Below are 23,946 nucleotides of genomic sequence, written 5' to 3'. Positions count from 1 at the left end.
TTTCACATCTACCGGGAGGTGCCCAGCGGACCCGCCAGGGAAACGGTGCAGATGGCGTAGTTGACGCGAACCGTTCGGGGCAGCTCAGGAGCCGTGGAAGACCTGCGCGACGAACACGGCGGCGATCACCCCGATCGTGACGAGCAGCCCCAGGACGAACAGCAGCCCCCACGGCACCTGCCGGATCGGCCGCGGCCGCGGGAAAACGGCGGAACCGGGCCCGCGCGCCGGCGGGTTCCCCGGGCCGGGCCCGTCATCGGCCCCGGCCGGCGCCGGTTCCGGCGGCACGGAGATCACGGCGGGGAGTTCCGGCAGCCGGGAGAGGGTGGGCAGCCGGGCCGGAAAGCCGTCGGCGAGGAGGGCCGCCCGCGGCGGGGCGAGGTGCGCGAGGGAAAGGGCGTAGCAGGCGTCGAGGACGTCGTCGGCCGACCAGACGGTCCGCCAGCGGTTGTGCTGGGCGATGATGCGCCGGAGACCGCGCGGATCCGCGTGAACCACGGCCACGCCGTGCACGGGCTGCGGCTCCGGCCAGTGCGGCGCCGGTCGGTCGTTTCGGGGAGGTTCCCGCGCAGGCACTCCTGCGACCTGGCTTCCCGGCGACGCCGGTTCCGGCTCGTACTCCGGCACGGCGCCGGGCCCGCTCCCCCGCGAGCCGGCCGCCGACGGGACGACCGCGACCAGGCCCGTCACGTACCGGCCCCCGTCGTGCCCGGCGAGCGCGCCCTTCGCCGCCGCCACGGCCGCTCCGGTCCGGTCGCCGGGGCCGGGCCACCGTGCCGGGCCCGGTTCGTGCGCCGCGAGCACCACGACCCCGCTGCGGGTGAACACCAGCGCGTCCACCGAACGGGGTCCCAGCCGGCCCGGCAACGTGATGCCCGCCAGCGCCAGCCCCGTCAGGTGGTCCGGCCCCGGCCCCCACGATCGCAGCAACCCCACCAAGTACTCCGCCGCCGCGGGGAGCGGCCGGTCTTCTCCCGTGCGCTGGAGGGCCACGAGCACGCCGGTCACACCTCCCACGACGAAGCGGCGAGCGCTCCCTCGACGGTAGGAGGAGACCCGCCGCCACCCCAGCGGCCGAACGAGTGGTCGATCACCACCGTGCGTAGCCAGGGCATCCTGGAGCCGCACCCGCCCACCGACGAGGGAGACCGCCGATGGCTTCACCCCCAGCCGCCTACCGGGGCCCTGCCCTCGACGTCGACCGGCTCTTCTACCGGCGGCTCGCCGGGGAAGAGGGCCGGGAACTCGTCGAGGCGTTCGAGGTCCCCATCCGCTCGGGACGCGCGTGGCGGGTGCCGCGCGGGCACCTGTGCCGCCTGCGGACCATCGACGGACCGCAGGTCGGCGACCTCAACCTGTGGCACGCCGACGACCCGCGCGAACGGTTCTGGGCGGCGCGCACCCGGCAACTGCAGCGCGCCCACGTCAGCACCTTCGACCGCCTGTGGTCGACCCTGCCGTTCCTGCGCCCGCTGGCCACGATCACCGCCGACACCCTCACCGGTCACGGCGCCGACGGCGACGGCGGCCGCGTCCACGACCTGCTCGGCACCCGCTGCGACCCGTACGTCAACCGGGTGCTCACCGGTGAGGACTTCGACTTCCACTGCCACTCGAACCTGGTCCGCGCCGTCGCGCCGTTCGGCCTGACCGAGTTCGACGTGCACGACGTCCTCAACGTCTTCCAGTGCACCGGCCTCAACGACGACGACCGCTACTTCATGAAGGCCAGCCCGGCCCGCCCAGGCGACCACTTCGAGTTCTTCGCCGAGGTCGACCTGCTGTGCGCGCTGTCCGCTTGCCCGGGCGGCGACCTTTCGGTGCCGCTGTGGGGCCCGGACGCCCGCGACCCGATCGGCACGTGCCACCCGCTCGGCGTCGAGGTCTTCGCGCCCCGGGCGGAACTCCTCGCGGATTGGCGCCCGCCGGAGCGCGCGGCCTACCGCGGCCTGCACGGCGTCCGGTTGCCTGAGTGGACCGGGGAATCCCCTCGATAGTCCACAATGGACTTCCGCGTTCCGGCGCCACGGCCGCGGGATCCTCGACACCGCGTCCGCCCGTCCACAAGGGACGATGTGAGAATCGCCTTACGGGAACGCGGAACCACCGCCGGTGTGCGAGGGTGGAGGCATGGCCGCACTGAGATCCTTCCTGCTGTCCTGGACCTCCGTCACTCCCCTGCTCGGCATCCTCGTCCTGGCGCTCGCCTGGGGCCGCGACCTCGGGCCGGTCTTCGTGGCCCTCGTCGCCGTCGCACTGGGCGCCACCGTGCTCGCCGCGGTGCACCACGCCGAGGTCGTCGCGCACCGCGCCGGGGAACCGTTCGGGTCGCTCGTCCTCGCGGTCGCGGTCACCGTCATCGAGGTCGCGCTGATCGTCACGATGATGGTCTCCGGCGGCCCGGAAACCGGCTCGCTGGCGCGGGACACCGTGTTCGCGGCGGTGATGATCACGACGAACGGGATCGTCGGCATCTCGCTGCTCGTCGGCGCCCGGCGTTACGGCGCGACGCTGTTCAACCCGGAGGGCAGCGGCGCCGCGCTGGCCACGGTCGCGACCCTGGCCACGCTGAGCCTCGTGCTGCCGGCGTTCACCTCCAGCACGCCCGGACCGGCGTTCTCCCCGACGCAGCTGACTTTCGCCGCGCTCGCGTCCCTGGCGCTGTACGGGACGTTCGTGCTGACCCAGACGGTCCGGCACCGCGACTTCTTCCTCCCGGTGGCCGCCGACGGCGCGGTCAAGGAGGACGACCACGCCGTCCCGCCGTCGAACCGGGCGGCACTGGGCAGCCTGGGGCTCTTGCTGGTCGCACTCGTCGCGGTCGTCGGGCTGGCCAAGGTGGAGTCGCCGGCGATCGAAGCCGGCGTGCGCGCCGCGGGGTTCCCGCAGTCGTTCGTCGGCGTGGTGATCGCGCTCCTGGTACTGCTGCCGGAGACCCTGGCCGCGGTGCGCGCGGCCCAGCGCGACCGGATGCAGATCAGCCTCAACCTGGCCTACGGCTCGGCGATCGCGAGCATCGGCTTGACGATCCCCGCCATCGCGCTCGCGTCGGTGTGGCTGCCGGGACGGCTGCTGCTCGGCCTCGGCTCGACGCAGATCGTCCTGCTGGCACTGACGGTGGTGGTGAGCGTCCTGACGGTCGTCCCCGGCCGGGCGACCCGCCTCCAGGGCGGCGTGCACCTGGTCCTGCTGGCCGGCTTCCTCGTCCTGGCCGTCAACCCCTGACAAAGTTCGTGATGCCACCTTGAGGAACTTGTAGTTCCTCAAGGTGGCCATCACGAACTTGCGGGGAACGCTGTGGTGACCTCGATGCCGACCACGCACGTGTCGTCGTCGGTGTCGGCCGTGCTGTAGGTCAGCAGCCTGTCCAGCTGGTTTTCGAGACCGCCGTCGTGGCCGTCGACCAGGGTCACCAGGCGGGACACCGATTCCTGGACCGGCCGGTCGCGGCGCTCGATCAGGCCGTCGGTGTAGATCAGCAGGATGTCGCCCTCGGCGAGCTGCAGCTCCTCCTCCTGGTAGACGACGTCCTGGACCGCGCCGAGCAGGGAACCGCGGATCAGCGGCAGGGTCGTCGCCTCGCCGTTGCGGTGCCGGACGATCGGCGGCAGGTGCCCCGCCCGCGCCCAGCGCAGCTTCCGGTGAGCCGGGTCGTAGACGGCCGCGACGGCGGTCGCCGTGACGTGGTCGGTGAGGTGGTAGGCCACCAGGTTCAGCCAGGTCAGCAGCTGCGCCGGCCCGGCGCCGGTCGCCGCGAGGCCGCGCAGGGCGTTGCGGAGGCTCACCATCCCGGTCGCCGCGTCGATGCCGTGCCCGGCGACGTCGCCGACGCACAGCAGCACCTCGCCGGTCGGCAGCGCGACCGCGTCGTACCAGTCGCCGCCGACCAGGTGCTCCTTCTCCGCGGGGCGGTAGCGGACCGCCGCCCGCAGGCCCGGCATGTCGATCGGGCCCTTGGCCGGCGGCATGATCGCGTGCTGCAGCTGCAGCGCGAGCCGGTTGCGCTCCATCGCGTGCTGCTCGGTTTCGGCCAGCCTGTCCCGCGTCGCGGCCAGCGCCACCTCGGTCCAGTGCTGCGACGAAACGTCCTGGTAGGCACCGCGGACCGCGACCAGCTCGCCCCGTCCGTCGGCGACCGGCTCGGCGACCACGCGGATGTGCCGGGCGACGCCGTCGGAGCGCTGCAGCCGGAACGCCGTCGACGACGGCCTCTTGTGGTGCAGCACCGCGCGCAGGAACCGGCCGATCGCCTGCGCGTCGTCGGGGTGCGCGTGCGCGGCCAGTTCGTGCAGCGACAGCGGCGTGGCGTTCAGCGGCAGGCCGTACAGCGCGAACAGCTCGGTGTTCCAGGTGATCGCGCCGGTGACGACGTTCTCTTCGAAGCCGCCGATGCGGCCGAGCCGCTGGGCGTGCTGCAGCAGCACGGCGAGCTTCGCCGCGTCGTCCTGGATGCGCAGGATCATCAGCACGTTGCCGGCGAAGCGCGTGACGCTGATGTCGGTGAGCACGGTCAGCGGCACCTGGTCGACGAGGGTGGTGACCGCCATGTTGTCCGCGCGGAACGGCTCGCCGGTGGCGTAGACGCGGTGGATCTTGTCCAGCAGGCCGCTTTCCTCGGCCGCGAGCGGGTACGTCTCCAGCAGCCGGGTGCCGACGATCCGGCTCCGCGGCCGCCCGCCCGGGTCGGCGAACCGGACGTTGGCGTGGTGGATGCGGAAATCGCTGAGCCTGCCGCCGTCGAGGCACGGCGAGAGCAGCACGGCCGGGTCGTGCAGGCCGTCGACGAAGTCCACCAGCTCCCCGAGGAAGTCGCCCGAGCCGTCGGCGGCGACCGGGGCGACCACGCCGTCCCAGGTGTCGAGCGTGTGCGCGCACAGCTCGGCCAGCGCTTCCAGCTGCCGCCGGAGCCGCCCGGGTTCGGCGGGCAGCGGCTGCGGCCAGCACATCTCGACGACGCCGATGATCCGGCCGCCGGTCCCGGTGGGCACGGCGACGCGCCCGCCTTCGGCCAGCGTGTGCTGCCCGATCGACGGCAGGCCCGCGCCGGCGAGGGTCGGCTGCCAGACCGTGTCCCGCTCGATCAGCGCGCTGCGGGCCGGCGTCGCGACGCCGGGCGGGACGTAGCGCCAGCGGGCCGCTTCCTCGGCCGAAAACCCGGCCGAGCCGGCCAGGGTGAGCGATCCGTCGGGACCGGCGAGCCACACCGCGACGGCGGTGGCGCCGAGCGGCCGTAGCGCGTGCTCCAAAATGGACTCCGCGACGCGCTGGGTGTCCCCCGCCGCGAGTACGCCGCTTTCCGCCGTGCGCAAGCGGACCGCGACGGAGTCTTCACCCTCGGCGCGGGCCAGGAACTCCTGGGCCACCTCGCTGATGCGGTCTTCGGCGGCCTCGCCGACGATCTCGGCCGCGAACTCCAGCGACGTCAATCCCGAGCGTCCGGCGAGGCTTTCCAGCTGCTTCGCCGCGTCCGACGGCGTGCAGCGCAGCCGCTCCATCAGCACGCCCTTGGCCAGCTCGATCAGCGCGCGGCCGTCGGCGACGGCGTGCGCGTGGTCGACCTCGCCGCGCAGGCGGGCGACGGTGCCGGCGAGCCGGGCGAGGTTGGCCGACACCTCGGCCGGCGGGGCGAGCACCGGAACGCCCTGGTCCTCGGCAGGCAACTGCCCGTCGCCGATCACGCCGTCACGTGCCGCTTGATGCGGGCGATCAGGTCGTCCGCGTCGACGGGTTTGGTCACGTAGTCGGTCGCGCCGGACGCGAGGCTCTTCTCGCGGTCGCCCGGCATCGCCTTCGCCGTCACCGCCACGATCGGGATCCGCGCGTGTTCGGGCATCGCGCGGATCTTCGCGGTGGCGGTGTAGCCGTCCATCTCCGGCATCATCACGTCCATCAGGATCAGGTCGATGCCGGGGTGCGCGGCGACGGTTTCGACGCCCTTGCGGCCGTCCTCGGCGTGCAGCACTTCCATCCCGTGCAGTTCCAGGATCCCGGTGAGGGCGTAGACGTTGCGCGGGTCGTCGTCGACGATCAGCACCGTGCGCCCGGCCAGGGTGGTGTCGACGTCGGCGGCCCGCACCGGCGCGGCGGGCTCGTCCGGTCTGACCAGGGGGAGCACCGCGCCGGGTTTCTCGGCCGAGAGGTGCAGCGCGATCCGCTCGCGCAGCTCGTCCAGCCCGGACAGCACTTCCAGTGACTGGACGTCCGCGCGGGACTGCACCAGCTGCGCCAGCTCGACGTCGAGGCGGCGGCTGTTGTGCGCGAGCACCGGCACCAGCCGCAGCGCGCTGTCGCCCTGCATCGCGTCGAGGAAGCTGAACGCGGTCCGGTCCGGCAGGTCCAGGTCCAGCACCACGCAGTGGTAGGCGTCGGTGGCGAGGGCGGCCGCCGCCTCCTGGGTGCCGACCGCCGTGACCACTTCGACGTCGGCGGGCGAGAGGCCGATGTCCCGGCTGTCGGCCAGGTCCGAGGCGGCGCTTTCGGCGACGAGGGTCAGCAGCCCGTGCTGGCGCTCCTCCACGACCAGCAGCCGCCGGTACGCGCGCGGCCCGGACGCCGTGACACCGGACTCCCTCGTCGTGACGGCGGTCGAGGCCTGCTCGCCCGTGGGGAGCGTCGCGAAGTCCGGCCGCGCGACCGGCAGCGAGAAGGTGAACGTGCTGCCTTCCCCCAGGGTGCTCTCGGCGGTGATGAACCCGCCGAGCAGCTGGGCGATCTCGCGGCTGATCGACAGGCCGAGCCCGGTGCCGCCGTACTTGCGGCTGGTGGTGCCGTCGGCCTGCTGGAACGCGCCGAAGATCGACTCCAGCTGGTGCTCGGCGATCCCGATCCCGGTGTCGGTGACCCGGAACGCGACGGCGGGCCCGTGCGCGCGCAGCGGCCGGGGCAGCGTGTCGGGGTCCACCGGCTCGATGTGCAGCTCGATCCCGCCGACCTCGGTGAACTTGACCGCGTTGGACAGCAGGTTGCGCAGCACCTGCCGCAGCCGCGAGTCGTCGGTGAGCAGCTCGGCGGGCGAGCCGGGGGCGATGGTGATCCGGAAGTCGAGGTTGCGCTGCGACGTCATCGGCCGGAACGTCGCTTCGACGTAGTCCAGCAGGCCGCGCAGCGACACCTGCTCCGGGGTGACGTCCATCTTCCCGGCCTCGACCTTGGACAGGTCGAGGATGTCGTTGATCAGCTGCAGCAGGTCCGAGCCCGCGGAGTGGATGATGCCCGCGTACTCGACCTGTTTCGCGGTGAGGTTGCGGGTCGGGTTCTGCGCGAGCAGCTGGGCCAGGATGAGCAGGCTGTTGAGCGGGGTGCGCAGCTCGTGGCTCATGTTGGCCAGGAACTCCGACTTGTACTTCGACGCCAGCGTCAGCTGCTGGGCGCGGGCCTCGAGCTCCTGGCGGGCCTGCTCGATCTCCAGGTTCTTCGTCTCGATGTCGCGGTTCTGCGTGACCAGCAGCGCCGCCTTCTCCTCCAGCTCGGCGTTGGAGGACTGCAGTTCTTCTTGCCGCGCTTGGAGTTCTTCGGAACGGGCCTGCAGCTCCGCCGTCAGCCGCTGCGACTCCCCCAGCAGTTCGTCGGTGCGTGCGTTGGCGACGATGCTGTTGACGTTGACGCCGATCTGCTCCATCAGCAGTTCGAGGAACGCCCGGTGCACCGCGGTGAACCCGTGCACCGACGCGAGTTCGAGCACGCCGAGCACCTGGTCCTCGACCACGATCGGCAGCACGATCAGGCTGGCGGGCACGGTGGCGCCGAGGCCGGAGGAGATGGTCGCGTAGCCGGGCGGCACGTCGTCGACGGCGATCGGACGGCGGCTGCGCGCGGCCTGCCCGACCAGCGACTGGCCGATCCGGAACCGCACCACCGGGCCCTCGCCCTCGGGGTGGCCGTACGCGCCGACCAGCCGCAGCTCCGGCACCTCGGCGGTGTCGTCGGCCAGGTAGAAGGCGCCGAACTGGGCGTTGACCAGCGGGACGAGCTCGTCCATCACCGCGGCCGCGACGACGGCGAGGTCGCGCCGGCCCTGCATCAGCCCGGTGATGGTGGCCAGGTTGGACTTGAGCCAGTCCTGTTCCTGGTTCGCCCGCGTGGTCTCGCGCAGCGACTCGACCATCGAGTTGATGTTGTCCTTCAGCTCGGCGACCTCGCCGGAGGCGTCGACGGTGATGGAGCGGGTCAGGTCGCCTTCGGCGACCGCACTGGTCACCTCGGCGATCGCGCGGACCTGCCGGGTGAGGTTCCCGGCCAGCTCGTTGACGTTCTCGGTGAGCCGCTTCCAGGTGCCGGACACGCCTTCGACCTCGGCCTGGCCGCCGAGGCGGCCTTCGCTGCCGACCTCGCGCGCCACGCGCGTGACCTCCGCGGCGAACGCGGAAAGCTGGTCGACCATCGTGTTGATCGTGGTCTTCAGCTCGAGGATCTCGCCGCGGGCGTCGACGTCGATCTTGCGGGTCAGGTCGCCCTGCGCGACGGCGGTGGTCACCTGGGCGATGTTGCGGACCTGCCCGGTGAGGTTGTTCGCCATCGAGTTGACGTTGTCGGTCAGGTCCTTCCACGTGCCGGCGACGTTCGGCACGCGCGCCTGCCCGCCGAGCATGCCCTCGGTGCCGACTTCGCGCGCCACTCTCGTGACTTCGTCGGCGAACGCGGACAGCGTGTCGACCATCGTGTTGATGACGTCGGCCAGGGCCGCGACCTCGCCCTTGGCCTCGACGGTGATCTTGCGGGACAGGTCACCGCGCGCGACCGCGGTCGCGACCTGCGCGATCGAGCGCACCTGGCCGGTCAGGTTGGACGCCATGACGTTGACGTTGTCGGTGAGGTTCTTCCAGGTCCCCGACACGCCGCGGACGGTGGCCTGGCCGCCGAGGTTGCCCTCGGTGCCGACCTCGCGCGCCACCCGGGTGACCTCGTCCGCGAACGCGGACAGCTGATCCACCATCGTGTTGATGGTGTCCTTCAGCTCGAGGATCTCGCCGCGGGCGTCGACCCGGATCTTCTGCGACAGGTCGCCGCGGGCGACGGCGGTGGTGACCTGGGCGATCGAGCGGACCTGTGCGGTGAGGTTGTCGGCCATGACGTTGACCGACTCGGTGAGGTCCTTCCAGGTCCCGGAGACGCCCTTGACGTCGGCCTGGCCGCCCAGCCGGCCCTCGGTGCCCACTTCGCGCGCCACCCGGGTGACCTCGTCCGCGAACGCGGACAGCTGATCCACCATCGTGTTCAGCGTGTCCTTGAGCTCCAAGACCTCGCCGCGGGCCGTGACGTTGATCTTCTGCGAGAGATCGCCGCTCGCCACCGCGGTGGCGACCTGCGCGATGTTGCGGACCTGGTCGGTCAGGTTGCCCGCCATGAAGTTCACCGAGTCGGTGAGGTCGCGCCAGGTCCCGGAGACGCCCTTGACGTCGGCCTGGCCGCCCAGCCGGCCCTCGGTGCCCACTTCCCGGGCGACGCGGGTGACCTCGTCGGCGAAGGACGACAGCTGGTCCACCATCGTGTTGATCGTGTTCTTGAGTTCGAGGATCTCGCCGCGGGCGTCGACGGTGATCTTCTGCGACAGGTCACCCTTCGCCACCGCCGTCGTCACCTGCGCGATGTTGCGGACCTGGTCCGTCAGGTTCCCGGCCATGAAGTTCACCGAATCGGTGAGATCACGCCAAACCCCGCCGACGCCGGGCACCTGGGCCTGCCCGCCGAGGCGGCCTTCGCTGCCCACCTCGCGCGCCACCCGGGTGACCTCGTCCGCGAACGACGACAGCTGGTCCACCATCGTGTTGACGGTGTCCTTGAGCTCCAGGATCTCGCCGCGGGCGTCGACGTCGATCTTCTGCGACAGGTCGCCCTTCGCCACCGCGGTGGCGACCTGCGCGATGTCACGGACCTGCGTCGTGAGATTTCCCGCCATGGCGTTCACCGAGTCGGTCAGGTCTTTCCACGTGCCGGACACGCCGGGGACCTTGGCCTGCCCGCCGAGCTGGCCCTCGCTGCCGACCTCCCGCGCGACGCGGGTGACCTCGGAGGTGAACAGCGACAGCTGGTCGGCCATACCGTTGAAGACCGTGGCGATCTCGCCGAGCAGGCCGTCGGCCCCGCCCGGCAGGCGGATGCCGAAGTCTCCGTCGCGGACGGCGGTCAGCCCGGCCAGCAGCCGGCGCAGCTCCTGCTCCCCGGCCTCGCCCACACCCGAGGCGTCCGCCCCCGCACCCGGGCGCACACCGTCGACCATTGCCCCGCTCATCCGTCACCCGTTTCTTCGCCTGTCGGCACCTTGCGCCGTCCGCCGTGCACACCGGATGGCTCAGCATAGTGCAGTTGCACTATGCTGAGCGGCAACGGTTGAGCAACCAGCCGCGCCCGTGACCACGCGCGCTCTTCAGGCGGTGCTCGAAGCCTTTCCTTCTCCCCCAGGCCATCCGGCCGCATTGACCCGTTCGGCTGAACGTCGCCGGCGGGTCCGTCGGCCTGCCCACGGCCGCGGCTCCCGACGCCACGTGTCCAGCTTCGGTGTCCGAAGTGGACGCTCTATTGTGGAATGACGAAGATGGCGTGGATCACAGCCAATCCCTGCGTTTGAACAACGCGTACAACCCCACCGAAAGCACGAGAATGGCGACCGTCGAGGTCCAGAACCCGCTCGGCGCGCCGTTGCCCGGGTACGGCACGTTCTGGCCGTAGAACCCGGTCACCGCCGTGGGCACCGCGATCACCGCCGCCCAGCCGGTCACCTTCTTCATGATCAGGTTCAGCCGGTTGCCCTGCAGGTTCAGCTGGGTCTCCCGGACCGTGGCGATCAGCTCCCGCAGCGCCTCGGTCTGTTCGGCGGCCTGCCGGGCGTGGTCGTGGACGTCTTCGAAGTACGGGCGGGTGAGCTCGTCGGCCAGCCGAAGGTCGGGGCGCATCAGCGAGCTGATCACCTCGCGCATCGGCAGCACCACCCGGCGCAACGCGGTCAGGCTCTTGCGCAGCCGGAACGAGCGGCGTTGCAGTTCCGAGGAGTCGGGCCGGTCTTCGAAGACGAGGTCCTCCAGGGCCTCGACCTCGTCGTCGAGCGCCTGCACGGCCTCGAAGTGGCCGTCGACGACGCAGTCGAGCAGACCGTGCACCAGGAAGGGCACACCGGTCTTCGCCAGCTCGGTCGCCTGGTCCCACCGGCGCACGACCGCGTCGATGTCGAAGCGGTCGTCCTTGCGCACGGTGACCAGCGCCCGCGGCGTGACGAAGGCGGCGAGCTCGTAGGTGGCGGCACGGCCGGTCGCCTCGTCGAACCGCACGGCGTAGGTGGTCAGGAAGGCGTGCCCGTCGTAGCGGTCGAGCTTGGGCCGCTGGTGCTCTTGGACGGCGTCCTCCACCGCGAGCCGGTGCAGGCCCAGCTCGTCGGCCAGCTCGGCCAGGTCCGCTTCGGACGGCGCGCACAGGTCGACCCACACCGCGGTGTCCGGCTCGGCCAGGAAGTCGGAGACGTCCGCGAGCGGGAAGTCTTCCTTCTGCAGCACGCCGTCGCGGTATACCCGGGTTCTGGTCATCCACCCGGTTACCCGCCGCGTCGGGAGTTCACACGGGCTCGCTCATCCGTCCTGTTTGGACACCGGGCGTTCGGGGGCGAGCCACCGGGAAAACCACTCGCGCGTCCGACGCAGTCCGTCAAGCTGGTGGTCGCGTTCGCGGAGCGAGTGGCCCTCCCGCGGGTACACGACGTACTCGTGCTCGACGCCGCGGTCACGCAGGGCGTGGTGCAGCAGGTCCGCCTGGGAGAGCGGGACGTTGGTGTCGTCCTCGCCGTGCAGGATGAGGGTCGGGGTGCGGATGCGGTGGGCGTGGGTGATCGGGCTGGTGCTGCCGTCCGGTCCGCCCAGCGCGGCGTCGAACCGCGTGAGCTCACCGGTCGCCGCGAGGACACGCCAGTCGATGACGCCCGCGGAGACGAGTGCCGCGGCGAAGCGGTCCGTCTGCGAGACGGCCCAGGCCGCCATGAAGCCGCCGTGGCTGCCGCCGCCGATGCCGAGCCGCCGCGGGTCGGCGACGCCGTCGTCGACGAGGCGGTCGATCCCGGTGAGGATGTCGGTGAACTCCGCGCCGCCGACGGCCCCGGCGACGCTCACCGCGAACGCGTGCCCGTGGCCCCAGCCGCCGCGCGGGTTCGGCAGGAACACCGCGAAGCCGGCCGTCGCGAGCCACTGGCCCGAGGGGTACCAGTTCAGGTGGAACCGGTCGGCGTATCGGTCGTCCGGACCACCGTGGACGAGGGTGACCAGCGGGAACGGGCCGTCTTCCCGGGTCTTGCCGGGTGGGAGGATCAGGAGCCCGTCGAGTTCCAGGCCGTCCTCGGCGCGGTAGGAGAGGCGTTCCTGGGTACCCCAGACGATCCCGCGGAGCGGCGGCTCGGCCAGGTGGGTGAGCGGGCCCGCCGCGGATCCGGCGCAGACGACGTCGGGCTCGTACGCGGTGCTCGCGACGGCGGCGATCACCTCGCCATCGGCGACGGAGAGGGACTGCAGCGTGCCCGGCGCGCGGGTCAGCTCGGTGAAGGTTCCGGTCGCGGGTTCGAGCCGGCGGACCGTGGTGTCCAGGCCTTCGGAGAACAACGCCAGCGGCGGACCGTCGCCCGCCGGCACCAGTTCGGCCGGGCAGACGGTCAGGCCGGCGGTGAGATTGCGGTGCGCACCGCTCGTTTCGCCGGCCTCGAACACGGCCCGGCCACCGACCAGCCCGGGCGGGGTGAGGCCCAGGTAGCCCAGGTGCCAGCCGGTTTCGCCGCGCCACCAGGTGAGAGAGGACGCTTCGAGCGCCGGGGCGCCGAGGTCGCGCACCGCACCGGAGCCGGGATCGACGAGGTGCAGGCCGGGTTCGAACAACCCGGGATCACGATCGGCGACGGACCAGGTGAGCACGGCGAGCACGCCCCCGTCAGGCCGGGCGGCGACCTCGACGACGTGCCGCTCGCCGAAGTCCGCGAGCGAACGGACAGCGCGGGTCCGCGGGTCGAGCAGCCACAGCCGATCGGGCCGGGCGACGGTATCCCAAGCCCGGCCCGGTTCGCCGGCCCGGGAACCCTCTGCGGTGACAACGCGGACGCGGGGATCGGCAGGCCGGAAGTCCGGGTCCGGCGCGACGAACACCCCCAGGCTCCAGTCCGCCGGCGGGACGCGCGCCTCAACCTCGGCCGGCCGGGCGTTCCCCACCCCAGCCCAACCCGGCAACCACAGATGCGCGTGAACTCCCGGGGACCAGTCCGTCAGCTGCTCCGGACCACCACCCGCAAGACCCACCCGGTACAGCTGAGCCGTACCCCGCTCGACACGATCGGACAGAAAGAAAACCGAGCCGGAGTCGGGCGCCCACCGAGGCTCGTGGTCTTCCGCGTCCGAGGGGGCGAGTTCCCGGGGTGGTGCGCTGCCGTCGGCGGGAGCCAGCCACAGGCCGCTCACCGGATGCTTTCCCGTCCGGCCGACCGGGCTGCTCGCGAACGCGACCCACCGGCCGTCCGGGGAAAGCCGCGGCGTCCGCGGCACGTTCCGATCGACCACGGCTTCCGCCGTCAGTTCCGCCACCCCGGCCCCCTGTTCGCCACGTCCAGGCGGAACCCTATCGGCGATCGGCGCCCGCCATGTCCGGCAGCAGGGCCAGCAGCTGCTCGTGGTCGCCGGCCTCGCGGAGGACCGGGGCTTCCAGGCCGCCCGCGTCCGGGACGTCCGCGCGGACCGCCGCGAGGAACCTGACCACCGCGCGGGGCTCGGGGAACAATCCGCCGAGATGGACCAAGGCCGTTGCCGCTTCGCCGGTCGCGTTCTCGATCGCCGCCGCCCAGCCGTGGACCTCGTCCCAGACGAGTGCCAAGTCGTGTCCGGGGAACCGGGCCAGCCGCCAGTCGAGGGCGATGTAGGCGGCCGCTGGTGTTCCGACGTCCAACGTGCAGGATTCCAGCCCCACTCCGACGGCCCGGGCCACCGCGCCCACGTAACCGCGCAGCCGCCGCTCGAACGAGAACTCCGTGTCGCGCCCGAAGTCGATCAGAATGCTCAACGCCGCCTCGCTTTCCCCGTCTCGCCGCGGGATCCCCGCGGTCCGGAAGCGGATACCCCGCCCGCACGCTGCTCAATCCCGGCGAACCGGGCACCCGATGTCGTCCATCCGGCGACATCTCGTTGGTCATCATTTAGATGACATGTTAGAACCGAAGCACCCGAAGAGAAAGGCGATACACCCTTCCTGGCCGACGCCGAGACGCTCCTGGCGGAGGAAACCCCGCTGCGCGCGGTCGCCTGACCCGCCGCCGCGGGGTCGTCGGCGACCTCGCGGCGAGGCGACGAGTCCGGCGAGCTTCCCAGCGGCCGGGACGACGCGGACACGATCACAGGGACAGCACAGTGCGTCTGCCCACTCCGTGAGGCAGGATCAGGGGCGTGACCATTGATCAGGCCGGGGTGCCCGAAGCCCGTCCGGGCCCGGCGTTCCCCGAGCACGAAGCCCGCGTCGACGCCCTGAGACGGCAGCTCACCGCGATCAGCGGCGAAGCGACCGTCCGGCTGGCCAAACGCACGTCGAACCTCTTCCGCTCCCGCGCCGCCGCCCAGCACCCGGGCCTGGACGTCTCCGGGTTCACCCACGTCCTGCGCGTCGACCCGGACGGCCGCACCGCCGACGTCGAAGGGATGGTCACCTACGAACAGCTCGTCGACGCCACCCTGCCGCACGGCCTGATGCCGCTGGTCGTGCCGCAGCTCAAGACCATCACCCTCGGCGGCGCGGTGACCGGGCTCGGCATCGAGTCCTCGTCGTTCCGCAACGGCATGCCGCACGAGTCGGTGCTGGAGCTCGAGGTGCTCACCGGCGACGGCCGGATCGTCGTCGCCACGCCGGACAACGAGCACCGCGCCCTGTTCCACGGCTTCCCCAACTCCTACGGCACCCTCGGCTACGCGCTGCGGCTGCGGATCCTCCTGGAACCGGTCAAGCCGTTCGTGAAACTCCGGCACGTCCGCCACCACGACCGGGCGAAGTACTTCGAAGCCCTGCGCGAGATCTGCGCGACGAGCGAACACGAGGGCGAGCACGTCGATTTCGTCGACGGCACGGTGTTCGGCCCGGACGAGCTGTACCTGACGCTGGCCACGTTCACCGGCACCGCGCCCGCGACGAGCGACTACACCTGGCTGGACATCTACTACCGCTCGATCCAGCGTCGCGAAACCGACCACCTCACCGTCCGCGACTACCTCTGGCGCTGGGACACCGACTGGTTCTGGTGCTCCCGCGCCTTCGGCGTCCAGCACCGGCTGCCCCGGCTGCTGCTCGGCCGCCGGTTCCTGCGGTCCTCGGTGTACTGGAAGGCCGTCGCGCTCGACCGCCGGTTCAAGATCGCCCAGCGGCTGCTGAAACTCCGGCGCCTGCCGCCGGAAGAGACGATCGTGCAGGACATCGAGGTCCCGGTCGGGCGCGCCGCGGAGTTCCTCGACTTCTTCGAGCGGGAGATCCCGATCAGCCCGGTCTGGATCTGCCCGCTGCGGCAGCGGCCCGGCGACGTCCGCTGGCCGCTCTACGAACTCGACCCCGAAGAGCTGTACGTCAACTTCGGGTTCTGGTCCGCCGTGCCGCTGGATCCCGGCGAGCGCGACGGTGTGCACAACCGGATGATCGAAGCCGAGGTGACCCGGCTCGGCGGCCACAAATCCCTGTACTCGGACAGCTTCTACACCGAGGACGAGTTCTGGCGGCTCTACAACGGCGACGCCTACCGGGAACTCAAGCGGGCCTACGACCCGGCCGGGCGCCTGCTCGGCCTCTACGAGAAATGCGTCCGCCGCGGGTGAAAGGAACGAACGTGACCCAGGAAGAAATCACCGTCGGCGCCGTGTTCGAGCGGCTGCTCGGCCCGCGCGCCGAGGTGTCGATCACCGCCTACGACGGCAGCCGCAGCGGCCCGGCCGACGCGCCGGTGGCCTTCGAGGTGCGCTCGCCGCTGGCGCTGGACTACCTGATGTCCTCCCCCGGCGACCTCGGCCTCGCCCGCGCCTACGTGGCGGGTGCGCTCGAAGTCACCGGCGACCTCTACACGGCGCTGCGTGCGCTGGCCGCGCAGGTCGACCAGCTCACCGCGGCCGACCGGCTGTGGCTGCTGCGCAACCTCGGCCCGCGCCACCTGCGGCTGGTCAAGCCGCCGGCCGAGGAGCACCCGAGCCGGTTCCGGCGCGGGCTGACCGCGCTGCGGCACTCGAAGCAACGCGACAGCGAGGCCATCGCCAGCCACTACGACGTGTCCAACCGGTTCTACGAGCTGGTCCTCGGCCCGTCGATGGCCTACACGTGCGCGGTGTTCCCGCACGAGGGCGCTTCGCTGGAGGAGGCGCAGGCCAACAAGTTCGACCTGGTCTGCCGCAAGCTCGGCCTCAAGCCGGGGATGCGGCTGCTCGACGTCGGCTGCGGCTGGGGCGGCATGGTCGCGCACGCCGTCCGGCACTACGGCGTCGAGGCCATCGGCGTCACACTCTCGCGTGAACAGGCGCAATGGGCGCAGAAGAACATCGTCGCGCTGGGGATCGCGGACCGCGCCGAGATCCGCCACCTCGACTACCGGGACGTCACGGAGACCGGGTTCGACGCGATCTCGTCGATCGGGCTGACCGAGCACATCGGGGCCCGCAACGTGCCCGGCTACTTCCGCTTCCTCGCCGGCAAGCTCAAGCCGCACGGGCGCCTGCTCAACCACTGCATCACCAACCCGGACACCAGCGTCGCCCACCGCTCGCGCGGCTTCATCGACCGCTACGTCTTCCCGGACGGCGAGCTGGAAGCTCCTGGCGAGCTGATGACGGCCATGCACGACGCCGGGCTGGAGGTGCGGCACTCGGAGAACCTGCGCGAGCACTACGCGACGACGCTGGCCGGATGGTGCGCCAACCTCGACGAACACTGGGACGAAGCCGTCGCCGAGGCCGGTGCCGGACGCAGCCGGGTGTGGGCCCTCTACCTGGCGGCCTGCCGGCTCGCCTTCGAGCGGCGCGAGATCGAACTGCACCACATCCTGGGCGTCCGGACCGACAGCGAGGGCGGCATGAGCATGCCGCTGCGCCCCGATTGGGGAGTTTGATGACCGGGGGTAGCCTCTTCGGCCCGGTGATGGGATAATGGTCTTGAGACCGGGTGTCCGAACGGGGCGTCCAGGCTCACTACAAAGAGTAGGTATGGGTATGGCTCAGGGCAGTGTCAAGTGGTTCAACGGCGAAAAGGGCTTCGGCTTCATCGCGCAGGACGGCGGGGGTCCGGACGTGTTCGTCCACTACTCCGAGATCCAGGGCAGCGGCTTCAAGTCGCTCGACGAGGGTCAGCGTGTGGAGTTCGAAATCGGCCAGGGCCAGAAGGGCCCCCAGGCCCAGCGCGTCAGCGTCATCTGAGCCACGAGGCACCCGAAGGCCCTCGCCCCCACCGGGGCGGGGGCCTTCCTCATGTCTCGGCCACACTGCGCGTTCACAACGATCCGGTAACCTGGAAAGCGACGAGAGCACCTCAGTACGCCGGCGCCCGGTCGGCCCCACTCTCGCACCGTGGCCTCGAGGCCGATCGCCGGCAGGAGCGGCGACCCGCCCGGCCACCCTCCAGACCGCTGACCGCCGGGGTGTTCCCGCCCCCGGCTTTCCGCGCCAGGCTCGGTCCGGCGCGGCGTAGACCTCGAATCGAGTACTGCATGACCGCCTCCGTGAAGGCTGCCCCTCCGGCCCCGAAACCCGTGCTCTCGGGCAAGCAGACGATCCCCGAACTGATCACCATCCGCATCTTCCTGCTCGTCCCGTTCCTCGCGCTCGGTGCCGCCGTCCCGGTGTTCTGGGGCTGGGGCGTCAGCTGGCTCGACCTCACGATCGGCGGCGCGTTCTTCGTGGTGTCGACGCTCGGAGTGACCGTCGGCTACCACCGGTACTTCACCCACGGCTCGTTCCGCGCGAAGCGGGCGCTGCGGATCGCGCTCGCCGTCGCCGGCGGCCTCGCGGCGCAGGGCCCGGTGATCGGCTGGGTCGCCGACCACCGCCGTCACCACGCCTTCTCCGACCGTGACGGCGACCCGCACTCGCCGTGGCTGTTCGGCACTTCGCCGGTGGCGCTGGCCCGCGGCTTCTGGCACTCGCACATGGGCTGGCTCTTCGGCCGCGACAAGACCAACGTCGACCGGTTCGCCCCCGACCTGGCCGCCGACCGCGACCTGCGCGTCGTCGACCGGCTCTTCCCGCTGTGGGTGGTGCTGAGCCTGCTGCTCCCGCCGCTGCTCGGCGGGCTGATCACGCTGTCGTGGTGGGGCGCGCTGACCGCGTTCCTCTGGGCAGGCCTGGCCCGGATCTCCTTCCAGCACCACGTGACGTGGTCGGTGAACTCGGTCTGTCACATGATCGGCGAGCGACCGTTCGCCAGCCGGGACCGCTCGGCGAACTTCTGGCCGCTGGCCATCCTGTCGATGGGCGAGTCCTGGCACAACACCCACCACGCGGACCCGACGTCGGCCCGCCACGGCGCGCAGCGCGGGCAGATCGACATCTCGGCGCGGGTCATCTGGGCGTTCGAGAAGCTGGGCTGGGCGTGGAACGTGCGCTGGCCGACGGCGAAGCGGCTGGCCGCGCTCGCCCGCTGAAGTTCGTGAAGGCCACCTTGAGGAACTCTGTGTTCCGGAAGGTGGCCTTCACGAACTTGGCGCAGGTCAGGGGTTGAGCCGGTAGTAGGCCGGTTTCGGGTGCAGGTTTTCGTCGAAGAGGCAGGCCGCACCCTCGCCGGGGAACACGTCCGGCACCCACGAATGCCGGTCCGTGAAGCCCCACGTCGTGAACTCGACGCAGCGGGACACCGCGTGGCAGCCGTCCCACAGCTGACCGAAGTAGCTCGCCTGGGTGGCGAGCTTCGCCGGGTCGGGCGGGGTCGGGATCCGGACGTCCGCCTCCGTGACCGCGGTTTCGACGCCGATCCGCGCGAAGCGGGCCAGGTTGGCCCGGTATTCCCCCGGGAAGCCGTACTGGATCGACAGGTGCCCCTGGATGCCGACGCCGTCGATCGGCACGCCTTGGCGCCGCAGCGTCTTCACCAGGTCGTACACCGCGTCACTCTTCGGGTTGACCCCTTCGATGTTGTAGTCGTTGAGGTACAGCTTCGCCCCCGGGTCGGCCGCGTGCGCCCAGCGGAAGACGTCGGCGACGAAGCCGTCCCCGAGCTTCTGCCGGAAGACCGTGTCACGGCGGGTGCCGTCCTCGTTGAAGATCTCGTTGACGACGTCCCAGGCGCGGATCTTCCCCTTGTACCGCTTGACTTCCGTCGTGATGTGGTCGCGCAGGACGCCCCGCAGCTCGTCGGCGGGCAGCGCGGCCACCCAGTCCGGCAGCTGGGAGTGCCAGACCAGTGTGTGGCCGCGGACCGTCTTGTGGGTCCGCTGGGCGTACCGGACGATCGCGTCCGCGCCCGACCAGTCGTACTGGCCCCGGACGGCTTCGACGGTGCCCCACTTCATCTCGTTCTCGGGTGTCACGTTGTCGAATTCCCGCGTGAGCACGGCCCGGTAATCGCTTTCCGAAGCCAGATAGGTCGCGGCCACCGCGCTGCCGACGTAACGGTTGGTGATGTTTTTCAGCGGAACCGACGCCGCCGCGGCAGGTGCCTGCCACACGGCAATACCCATAGCGACCACAACCGCCATCAGGGCACGTTTATTCGGAATTCTTCTGAGCATCTTCACCCTCCACAGGACAATGGGGAACCGAAAGTATCGAGCATTTCAAATCAGGTTTCGATGTCCTAGAATCTCCTTCATGACAACGAGGTCTGACAATCTCGAACCGACCGCGTCCCGGGTCACCATCGCCCGGATCGCCGCCGAGACCGGCGTTTCCGTGCCGACCGTGTCGAAAGTGTTGAACGGCCGTCCCGACGTCGCCGAAACCACCCGCGCCCGCGTCGAAGCGGTCATCGGTAAATACGGGTACCGCCGCCGGGCCGACGAACGGTCGCGCCGTTCTCGCCTGTTGGAACTTATGTTCCACGAGCTCGAAAGCACCTGGGCGCTGGAAATCATCCGCGGGGTCGAGTGCGTCGCCCGGGAAAACGGAATGGCGGTCGTCCTCGCGGAATCGTCGGGGCGGCACACCCCGGGCCAGAGCTGGCTGGAAAGCGTGCTCGCCCGGCGTCCGGTCGGCATCGTTTCGGTGTGCTCGGACTTCACCGGCGGGCAGCTGGCGAAACTGCGGGCCCGTGACATCCCGCTGGTCGTCGTCGACCCGGCGGGCGCTCCCGGGCCGGAGACGCCCTCGATCGGGGCCACGAACTGGCAGGGCGGGCTGACCGCCACCCGGCACCTCGTGGAGCTGGGCCACCGCCGGATCGCGATGATCGGCGGGCCGGAGGGCGTGCTGTGCAGCCGGGCCCGGATCGACGGTTACCGCACGGCGCTGGAGACGGCCGGGCTGGCGTTCGACCCGGCGCTGGTGCGCCGCGGCGACTTCCACGTCCGGTCCGGCTACCGGGAGCTGGCATCACTGCTCACCCTCCCCGACCGGCCGACGGCGGTGTTCGCCGGCAGCGACCTGCAGGCACTCGGCGTGTACGAGGCCGCGCGCGACGCGGGGCTGCGCATCCCGGACGACCTTTCGGTGGTGGGTTTCGACGACCTGCCGATCGCCCGCTGGCTGACCCCGGAACTGACGACGGTCCGCCAGCCCCTGCAGGAGATGGCGGCGGCCGGCGCGCGGCTGGCGATCTCGCTGGCCCGCGGGGTCGACACGGAGAGCCACCGCGTGGAGCTGGCGACCAGCCTGGTGATCCGCCACAGCACGGCGGCGCCGGCCCACCAGGGCTACCGGGCGCTGACGGGCTGAGCGAGGCAACCCGGCGGCCGGCATGTGGCCGGCCGCCGTGCGAACACCCCCGGCCGCCGGCGACATGCCGTTCACCAGGGCCATCGCATGCTCTCCGGCGGCCCGAGGTAGCTCGCCCGCAGCCCTCCCGTGTCGACCACCAGCTTCTGCACGATCACCGCCGGGTCGACCATCCAGAACTTCAGCACGTGCTGCCCCGGTGCCGCGATCACGTGCCGCGTCGAGGTCAGGTTCACGTTGTCCGAAGTGGTCCGCTCCCACTGGCGGTTCATCGAGGTGTCGTCGGCGCCGGTGGCCGTCGTGATGTTCACGACCTGCGGGTTCGCGTCGTCGAACGACACCGCGTACCGCAGGCCGTCCCCCGGAAGCACGTTGCTGCGCGGAGACAAGAACGCCCACACCGTCACCGGTCCGGTCGTGAACAGCGTCATCCGGTACTCCAGCCGCGGCCCGGCCCCCGGTGCGCGGCTCGCCGCCGTCACCGGGAACGGTGTCATCCCCGCCCCCGTCCGGCCGATGTCCGGGATCCGCCGCCACGAGACGTCCGCCGCGCCGATCGTGGCGCTGCAGTGCTCGGCCTCCATCGACACGTACCCGCCGGCCTCGACGAACCCGCGAGCCGGCAACACCGGATTGCGCACGACGGCGTCCACCCCGACCGAACTGCCTGCGCCCGACACCGTGATCGGCACGGTCGTGGTGCCCTTCGGCGCCCGGGCCCAGTCGATCCGGACGGTCATCCGCAGCTCCTCGGTCACCCGGCCGCCGCGCGGCTCGACCAGAACCCACGGCGCCCCGGCGACGGAGACATGGCAGCGGAACGGTTCCCGGCCGCGGTTGAAGACGTCGATGTACTGCGGTGGTGCGCTCTGGTACGGGCTGAACTCCGGCAGCGCCGGCCGTCCCGCAGCGCCGGGCCACGCGTCCGGGGAGCCGTCGACGGCGACCCCGAGCGAAGCCGCGGCCGGCAGCTCGATCCGTTTCACCGCCGGGAAGATGACGTCCGGCAGCGCCACGTTGTTCAGCTCCGGCTGCTGCCAGGGCGCGTTCGGGCCATAGCGGGCGATGTCGCCGTAGTCGATGTGCGGCTGAGTCTGGAACCCCTTCCACTTTCCGCCGGCGATGCCGGTGTTGTACTTCTCCGCCAGCGCGAGGTCGTCGGCGAAGCGGGCCTCCGTGACAGCCGCGAGGCCATTGGCCGAGGCCCGGCCCTGCCCCGCGTACAGCAGGTTCGTGAACTCGGCTCGCCGCAGCGCGTACAGGTTCGCCGTCGCCTGGGTCGCGTACTGGACCAGCTCGTAGAAAGCGTCTTGGAAGGCCTTCGGCAGCCGCGCGCCGATCTTCGACGCCCGCGCCGCGAGGTCGTGCCACTCCTGGGTGACCCGGTCCAGCTCGCGGTAGTTGACCAGGCTGAACGGCGTCATCTGGTCGTCGTAGGTGATCGTCCCGGCGGTGTCCACCGTGATCCGCCGGTTCAGCAGCTCCGGCTTGCGGCGGGACTGCAGCCGCCCGTAGTCGTGCAGCACCCCGGCGATGTCCGCGGCCAGTACCGCGCCGAAGTTCTCCGAGGCGAACGAACGCTCCCAGGTGGACAATCGCTCGACCGGCAGGGCCGCCGGATCCCAGGCGTAGTCGAGGAAGAACTGCAGCGGCAGCTCGTTGCCCTTCATGTCGCCGACGTTGGCCACCCACAGGCGGTCGTTGCCGTAGGCGAACGCCTGGTGCAGCTGCTCCCACGTGTTCGCGAGCAGCGCGGTGTCGACCCACTTGTAGTTGCGGCCGCCGCCGACGTAGTCGAAGTGGTAGTACAGCCCGTAGCCGCCGGGGTGCGGCGGCAGCGACAGGTCGGGCATCTTGCGGATGTTGCCCCAGTTGTCGTCGGTGAACACGACGATGACGTCGTCCGGCGGGCGCAGGCCCTTCGCCCAGTAGCGCTGGACTTCCTTGTACAGCGTCCACACCTGCGGCACCGTGGTGAGGTCCCGGCCGGTCTCGCGGGCGAGGATCTCCCGTTCGGTGGCGATGATCTCCCGCATCAGCTCGATGCCGTCGCCGTCGGGCAGGCCGACGTCGCCGTTGCCGCGCATGCCGAGCGTGACGACGCCTTCGAAGTCCTCTCGGACCATCCGGCGGATCCCGTCGGTCCAGTAGGCCTTGATCGCCTCGCCGTTGCGGCGGAAGCTCCACTCGCCCGTGCCGCCGTACGGGTCGTGTCCCGGCGTCGTGATGTTCCCGGCCGCGTCGCGGACTGCGGGCACCGCGTGCCGGTTCCACTCCTCGATCCCGCGCATCATGGGCGCCTCGTGCGAGGTGCCCATGACGATGCCGTACTCCTTGGCCGTCGCGTGGTTGAGCGGGTCGTCCTCGGCGAACGCCCGCCCCCACACCGCCGGCCAGAGGTAGTTGGCCCGCAGGCGGAGCATGGTCTCGAAGACCTTGGCGAAGAACAGGTGGTTGAAACCGTTGGGGAAGCCCGGGGCCTTGCCGGGCCCGAAGTACGCCGGGGCCCAGGTGCCGAGCGCCGGGTTCTCGTCGTTGATGAAGAACCCGCGGTACTTCACGTGCGGGGTGCCGAGGCTGAACCGCCCGCCCGGCAGGTGCAGCTCCGGTTGCCGCCGCGGCGGGACATCGGCCCACCAGTACCAGGGCGAAACGCCGATGCGCCGCGAGATCTCGTAGACGCCGTAGATCACGCCGCGCTGGTCACTGCCGGTGAGAACCAGCCGTCCGTCGACGACCTGGCTCAGCGACGTCTCCCACTTCCCGGCGATCCCGGTCACGTCGAGCTTGCCCGCCGTGACCAGGCCGTCGACCAGAGGGCTGTGGCCCAGGGTGCCGACCAGCACCACCGGCCCCTGCGCGGGGACGACGTCGAACGACACCGCGGGCCGCACGCCGGTCACGCGCTCGACGTCGGCGGCCAGGTCGCCCACGACCCGCCGCACGCCGGGGAAGTCGGCCGAGCCGACCACGATCGTCGCGGCCTTTCCCCGCGACACCAACGGGAATCCGGTCCCGGCTTCGGCGAGGTCCGGGAGGGCCACGGACCCCGCTCCGGCCAGGGCGAGCAGCTGAAGGAAGGTACGACGGTGTACCTCGGACGGCACGGCAGACCTCCTGA

At 71.2% G+C, this 23,946-nt stretch carries 15 protein-coding genes; 7 read left to right on the top strand and 8 right to left on the bottom strand.

Annotation, left to right across the window (positions count from 1 at the left end):
* Nucleotides 1–84 precede the first annotated feature (84 nt).
* Nucleotides 85–999 (bottom strand): hypothetical protein, encoded by a 915-nt coding sequence (locus tag A3CE_RS0149010; RefSeq protein ID WP_245589757.1) that lies wholly within the window; start codon nucleotides 997–999, stop codon nucleotides 85–87.
* Between the two features lie 155 nt (nucleotides 1,000–1,154).
* Between A3CE_RS0149010 and A3CE_RS0149005 the strand changes: the two genes are divergently transcribed.
* On the top strand, nucleotides 1,155–1,997 hold the full coding sequence (locus A3CE_RS0149005) for an urea carboxylase-associated family protein (protein ID WP_020647474.1): 843 nt from the start codon (nucleotides 1,155–1,157) through the stop codon (nucleotides 1,995–1,997).
* 133 nt (nucleotides 1,998–2,130) lie between these two features.
* Nucleotides 2,131–3,225: a calcium:cation antiporter gene (locus A3CE_RS0149000; protein ID WP_020647473.1), complete on the top strand. Its 1,095-nt coding sequence runs from the start codon at nucleotides 2,131–2,133 to the stop codon at nucleotides 3,223–3,225.
* 50 nt (nucleotides 3,226–3,275) lie between these two features.
* Here A3CE_RS0149000 and A3CE_RS0148995 read toward each other — a convergent pair whose 3' ends face one another.
* From A3CE_RS0148995 to A3CE_RS0148975, 5 genes are all read right to left on the bottom strand, one after another.
* Nucleotides 3,276–5,678, bottom strand: coding sequence for a SpoIIE family protein phosphatase (locus A3CE_RS0148995; protein WP_020647472.1), 2,403 nt, complete (start codon nucleotides 5,676–5,678; stop codon nucleotides 3,276–3,278).
* Nucleotides 5,675–10,216 carry a HAMP domain-containing protein gene (locus A3CE_RS0148990; RefSeq protein WP_020647471.1) on the bottom strand — a complete coding sequence of 1,514 codons (4,542 nt, stop codon included), beginning with the start codon at nucleotides 10,214–10,216 and terminating at the stop codon, nucleotides 5,675–5,677. The genes A3CE_RS0148995 and A3CE_RS0148990 overlap by 4 nt, the downstream gene beginning before the upstream one ends.
* A 325-nt stretch (nucleotides 10,217–10,541) precedes the next feature.
* Nucleotides 10,542–11,513 carry a magnesium transporter CorA family protein gene (locus A3CE_RS0148985; protein ID WP_026469604.1) on the bottom strand — a complete coding sequence of 324 codons (972 nt, stop codon included), beginning with the start codon at nucleotides 11,511–11,513 and terminating at the stop codon, nucleotides 10,542–10,544.
* Nucleotides 11,514–11,555: 42 nt separating this feature from the next.
* Nucleotides 11,556–13,538 (bottom strand): S9 family peptidase, encoded by a 1,983-nt coding sequence (locus A3CE_RS0148980; RefSeq protein WP_020647469.1) that lies wholly within the window; start codon nucleotides 13,536–13,538, stop codon nucleotides 11,556–11,558.
* A 34-nt stretch (nucleotides 13,539–13,572) separates the two neighbouring features.
* Entirely contained in the window at nucleotides 13,573–14,010 is a 438-nt protein-coding gene (locus A3CE_RS0148975; RefSeq protein WP_020647468.1) for a DUF6292 family protein, read from the bottom strand.
* A 380-nt stretch (nucleotides 14,011–14,390) separates the two neighbouring features.
* Here A3CE_RS0148975 and A3CE_RS0148970 point away from each other — a divergent pair, with 380 nt between their 5' ends.
* The 4 genes from A3CE_RS0148970 (at nucleotide 14,391) to A3CE_RS0148955 (ending at nucleotide 18,601) form a co-directional block, all read left to right on the top strand.
* Nucleotides 14,391–15,797, top strand: a complete 1,407-nt coding sequence (locus tag A3CE_RS0148970) for an FAD-binding oxidoreductase (protein ID WP_043791523.1) — start codon at nucleotides 14,391–14,393, stop codon at nucleotides 15,795–15,797.
* Nucleotides 15,779–17,074 carry a class I SAM-dependent methyltransferase gene (locus tag A3CE_RS0148965; protein WP_376741628.1) on the top strand — a complete coding sequence of 432 codons (1,296 nt, stop codon included), beginning with the start codon at nucleotides 15,779–15,781 and terminating at the stop codon, nucleotides 17,072–17,074. The genes A3CE_RS0148970 and A3CE_RS0148965 overlap by 19 nt, the downstream gene beginning before the upstream one ends.
* 100 nt (nucleotides 17,075–17,174) lie before the next feature.
* Entirely contained in the window at nucleotides 17,175–17,378 is a 204-nt protein-coding gene (locus A3CE_RS0148960; protein ID WP_004558414.1) for a cold-shock protein, read from the top strand.
* 290 nt (nucleotides 17,379–17,668) lie between these two features.
* Nucleotides 17,669–18,601 carry an acyl-CoA desaturase gene (locus A3CE_RS0148955; protein WP_020647465.1) on the top strand — a complete coding sequence of 311 codons (933 nt, stop codon included), beginning with the start codon at nucleotides 17,669–17,671 and terminating at the stop codon, nucleotides 18,599–18,601.
* Nucleotides 18,602–18,667: 66 nt separating this feature from the next.
* On the opposite strand, the gene A3CE_RS0148950 is transcribed toward A3CE_RS0148955, so the two are convergent.
* Nucleotides 18,668–19,651: an endo-1,4-beta-xylanase gene (locus A3CE_RS0148950; protein WP_245589756.1), complete on the bottom strand. Its 984-nt coding sequence runs from the start codon at nucleotides 19,649–19,651 to the stop codon at nucleotides 18,668–18,670.
* A 112-nt stretch (nucleotides 19,652–19,763) separates the two neighbouring features.
* On the opposite strand from A3CE_RS0148950, the gene A3CE_RS0148945 reads away from it, so the two are divergent.
* Nucleotides 19,764–20,825 carry a LacI family DNA-binding transcriptional regulator gene (locus A3CE_RS0148945; RefSeq protein ID WP_020647463.1) on the top strand — a complete coding sequence of 354 codons (1,062 nt, stop codon included), beginning with the start codon at nucleotides 19,764–19,766 and terminating at the stop codon, nucleotides 20,823–20,825.
* Nucleotides 20,826–20,896: 71 nt separating this feature from the next.
* On the opposite strand, the gene A3CE_RS0148940 is transcribed toward A3CE_RS0148945, so the two are convergent.
* A complete protein-coding gene (locus tag A3CE_RS0148940; RefSeq protein ID WP_020647462.1) occupies nucleotides 20,897–23,932 on the bottom strand; it encodes a glycosyl hydrolase 115 family protein in 3,036 nt (1,011 codons plus the stop codon).
* Nucleotides 23,933–23,946: the final 14 nt, after the last annotated feature.

The organism is Amycolatopsis balhimycina FH 1894 (assembly GCF_000384295.1).
Classification (GTDB): Bacteria; Actinomycetota; Actinomycetes; order Mycobacteriales; family Pseudonocardiaceae; genus Amycolatopsis; species Amycolatopsis balhimycina.
Note: the sequence above shows the minus strand (reverse complement) of the source record. Positions and strands in the feature narration are given on the sequence as shown.

What these genes read in the sequence shown, in the direction of transcription:
- A3CE_RS0148965 (WP_376741628.1), top strand. Translation starts at nt 15,779, where the DNA reads ATGCGTCCGCCGCGGGTGAAAGGAACGAACGTGACCCAGGAAGAAATC.
- A3CE_RS0148990 (WP_020647471.1), bottom strand. Translation starts at nt 10,216, where the DNA reads ATGGTCGACGGTGTGCGCCCGGGTGCGGGGGCGGACGCCTCGGGTGTG.
- A3CE_RS0148960 (WP_004558414.1), top strand. Translation starts at nt 17,175, where the DNA reads ATGGCTCAGGGCAGTGTCAAGTGGTTCAACGGCGAAAAGGGCTTCGGC.
- A3CE_RS0148985 (WP_026469604.1), bottom strand. Translation starts at nt 11,513, where the DNA reads ATGACCAGAACCCGGGTATACCGCGACGGCGTGCTGCAGAAGGAAGAC.
- A3CE_RS0148950 (WP_245589756.1), bottom strand. Translation starts at nt 19,651, where the DNA reads ATGGCGGTTGTGGTCGCTATGGGTATTGCCGTGTGGCAGGCACCTGCC.
- A3CE_RS0149000 (WP_020647473.1), top strand. Translation starts at nt 2,131, where the DNA reads ATGGCCGCACTGAGATCCTTCCTGCTGTCCTGGACCTCCGTCACTCCC.
- A3CE_RS0149005 (WP_020647474.1), top strand. Translation starts at nt 1,155, where the DNA reads ATGGCTTCACCCCCAGCCGCCTACCGGGGCCCTGCCCTCGACGTCGAC.
- A3CE_RS0148955 (WP_020647465.1), top strand. Translation starts at nt 17,669, where the DNA reads ATGACCGCCTCCGTGAAGGCTGCCCCTCCGGCCCCGAAACCCGTGCTC.
- A3CE_RS0148945 (WP_020647463.1), top strand. Translation starts at nt 19,764, where the DNA reads ATGACAACGAGGTCTGACAATCTCGAACCGACCGCGTCCCGGGTCACC.